This window comes from Klebsiella sp. JN_Kp122, from assembly GCF_040062085.1.
Classification (GTDB): Bacteria; Pseudomonadota; Gammaproteobacteria; order Enterobacterales; family Enterobacteriaceae; genus Klebsiella; species Klebsiella aerogenes.
Genome location: NZ_JBEAHW010000005.1, coordinates 1 through 3,008, shown reverse-complemented (window position 1 = coordinate 3,008; position 3,008 = coordinate 1). Strand labels below are relative to the sequence as shown.

Annotated in this window: 5 protein-coding genes and 1 pseudogene; all 6 read left to right on the top strand. The window is 37.7% G+C overall.

The window, feature by feature from the left end:
* Positions 1-428 (top strand): hypothetical protein (locus ABLU78_RS03320; RefSeq protein WP_348820109.1); only part of this gene is annotated, 428 nt, incomplete at its 5' end.
* 13 nt (positions 429-441) lie between these two features.
* Positions 442-756 (top strand): hypothetical protein, encoded by a 315-nt coding sequence (locus tag ABLU78_RS03315; protein WP_032708366.1) that lies wholly within the window; start codon positions 442-444, stop codon positions 754-756.
* Positions 757-1,010: 254 nt separating this feature from the next.
* Entirely contained in the window at positions 1,011-1,283 is a 273-nt protein-coding gene (locus ABLU78_RS03310; protein ID WP_225526368.1) for a hypothetical protein, read from the top strand.
* A 184-nt stretch (positions 1,284-1,467) separates the two neighbouring features.
* Positions 1,468-2,261, top strand: a pseudogene (locus ABLU78_RS03305) (RHS repeat-associated core domain-containing protein); the annotation flags it as partial.
* A 17-nt stretch (positions 2,262-2,278) separates the two neighbouring features.
* Positions 2,279-2,890 carry a hypothetical protein gene (locus tag ABLU78_RS03300; RefSeq protein ID WP_045363093.1) on the top strand — a complete coding sequence of 204 codons (612 nt, stop codon included), beginning with the start codon at positions 2,279-2,281 and terminating at the stop codon, positions 2,888-2,890.
* A gap of 21 nt (positions 2,891-2,911) precedes the next feature.
* The coding region (locus ABLU78_RS03295; RefSeq protein ID WP_162866953.1) for a hypothetical protein at positions 2,912-3,008 on the top strand (97 nt) is incomplete at its 3' end.

The following is a 3,008-nucleotide window of genomic DNA, read 5'->3' as shown; positions in this document are numbered from 1 at the left end:
TGAATGTTTATCAGTATGCGCCGAACCCGCTGGGATGGGTGGATCCGTGGGGGCTAACGTGTATACCAAATAAAGTTAATGGAGATGCCCGAGAAGCAAAACTCTTAACACGATTGCAAAATATCTTCGGTGTTGAAAATGTTATTAGTCAGCGGCATTTACGTAATGCTCAGGGAAAAATTGTTGGTCTTGTTGATGATGAAATCAAACTAGGTAAAACAAAAGGTTCTCGCATCCTTGATTTTGTCGTTAAGACTAAGGATGGCTGGAAAGGAATAGAGGTAACTAGCAAAACAGCTTCTAAAATCGCCCAATCTTCAAAAGAGGAAATTATTCGGAGTGCTGGAGGTGGTTTTGTCCGTCATCCAGTTACAAAAAAATTGATAGAACTTTCTGACGATATATCTAGAATAATACGTCTTGATTAATGGAGGTGACAACATGGATTTATTAAGATTTAATTACTCAACTTTATTGAAAAGAAGTAAATCTTTGTCTTATCGCGAACAAATAACTACTATAACAATAGTATTAATGAATTTTCTAAAGGAAAACAATTTAGTTATAATAGAACCGTTTGAAGAGGATGGTAGCCTAAGAGAAGATCTTGTTTTGTATAGTTCTGATTTAACGGAGGACGGTAACCTTTTGTTTAAGGAATATTATCCGAAATGGTCTAGGTATATAGATCGTGGGGGGGATGTTAACAATACTAAAATATTAGACGATGGTTTGGATATTATTAAAAATAGATAAATTAAACACCGGGAAAGAAGATTAGACTTTCCCGGTTTTGTTGTTTAACTAATGCTTGATTTACTACTTCAGCATGCCTTTATTCCATTGGGTTTCTTTTTAACATGATAAGTTTATTTATCGTATTCTTTCTAAATACATTCATGCCATAGATGCAATTTGGTTCAACAGGGAGATATCCCGGTTTGTCGGAATGGTTGGTTGACGGACAATCTAAAACCAGTCAGAGTACGTAAAGCAGGAGGGAGATGCTAATGAAAGAACTCGAGTATATAAAGCCATATAGCTTAAAAGAATTAATTACGAAAATTGTTCATCAGGGATACACAAAAGACAATTTTTGCCTTTACACAAAGGAATATGAAGCTGTTGCTACCCCCGAACTTGTTTGCTATCTGGATCGGTATCCTGAAGTTAGTGATGATGAAGACGTTTATCCTGAATACGTTGAGCAAAATGAATTGGAGTTGTTTTTTTACGGCGATCAGTTTATGGATGTTCTCAAAAATGCACTGAATCAAAAATAAAATGCGATGGTGGATGAGTTTGTTTCAGGATTAAATTATTATCTGGAAAACGATGCGTTTATTACTTTATCATAATGAGGGGGTTGTGTAATTCAATAAAGAATGCTTATTCATATACTAAATCAACTTATAGCACTCTGTTGGATTTTTCCACATAGGGTGCTTTCCATTTTACACTAGCAGCCAGTTACAACAATACAAAGTGTAGGCAGCGCTGTTCAGCAGTATGCGCGAGTACGTGTACTATCCGGGAAGTTTTCAGCCGCTGGCGCTGCTGACGTAGGAAGTGGGAAGAAGGAGAACTGACACTATCATTGTGACCCGAACGGCGTGCCGGTCCGCCTGACGCCATTGCAGGGCGAGATAGTGTGGTCAGAGAAGACGGGCGTATGGGGAGAAAAAGGGGAGGTCTACGCCGATCGTATCAGCAACCCGCTGCGTTTCCAGGGCCAGTATTTTGACGCTGAAACGGGGCTGCACTATAATCGACATCGTTACTATGATCCTGAAATTTCGGGATTTATTAGCCAGGAACCGATTGGATTAGCCGGCGGGCTGAATGTTTATCAGTATGCGCCGAACCCGCTGGGATGGGTGGATCCGTGGGGGTTGAGTTGTTCAAGTGATGCAAGAGCTCTTCGAGCGAATATGGTTGCGGCAGGAAAAAGTGAGCCAAGTTTTAAAAATTCAGCACATCATATTGTTATGTCAAATTCTAAAGATCAAAGGATGGTCGCTTTGCAGAACCAAATGAGTAAATTAGGAATAGATATCAACACTGCGGAAAACGGTATATTTTTACCTTCAAATAGTAAAGTGATTGTGCCAGCAGGAAACAAATTGCCAAATCATGCTAGCATTCATACTAATGCTTATAAGCAGAAAGTATATGATCGTTTAAGTATAAAGAACAATAGTGGTGATTTTATATCCGAGCTAAATAGAATCAATACTGAAATTGCTAATGGTACATTTTAATTTTACGGTGATGATAAATGACTATATTGAAAAATTTAGAAGATAAGTTTAATAAGATTAGTTCCGATAGTGAAAGCTATATTATATCATATAGTGATAGTGTTAGACTCAACGAAACTAAAGTAGTAGTTAGTAAAGGTGCATTATATAATATTCGACCCTACGAAATCGAACGAGCTGGATTTAAGATAGGTAAGAAACTTAATAAATTACCTGCAAATGTAAAAAATACACACATCTATCACTTTGATAGTCTGGAACGTATATCGTTAATAGAAATATTTGGACAGACATCAAATATAATTAACAAAGAGTTTTGTATCTATGAAGGTGATAACTTAGAAAGGATTTATTTTACCAGTGCCGGTATGCTGCGAAACATCTCTTTGTCAGTATACAATGATGGATTGATTGAAAAAGATTTCAATTGGGGGATGTATGGGTGCAGTGTATCTGATTATGTTTATGAAGACTCAATTCTTAAGAAAATATATGTTCAGCAAAAAGAACATGCAGAATCATCTTTTACAGAATTTGAAGTTGTATTTTCGTATAAAAATGCGATCATCGATACCATTAAAAATGTATTTCCTAATGGTTATGAAGAACAACGTTATCCTGCACGCTGAATTAGCTAATTAAATAACAGCCTGTGGGGCAGCAATCGTTACGCTTACGATCCGGTGGGGCGTTTGACGGCCCATACCGCGCCGGACGGTACGCTGCGGCAGTTTGTGCAGGATGCGG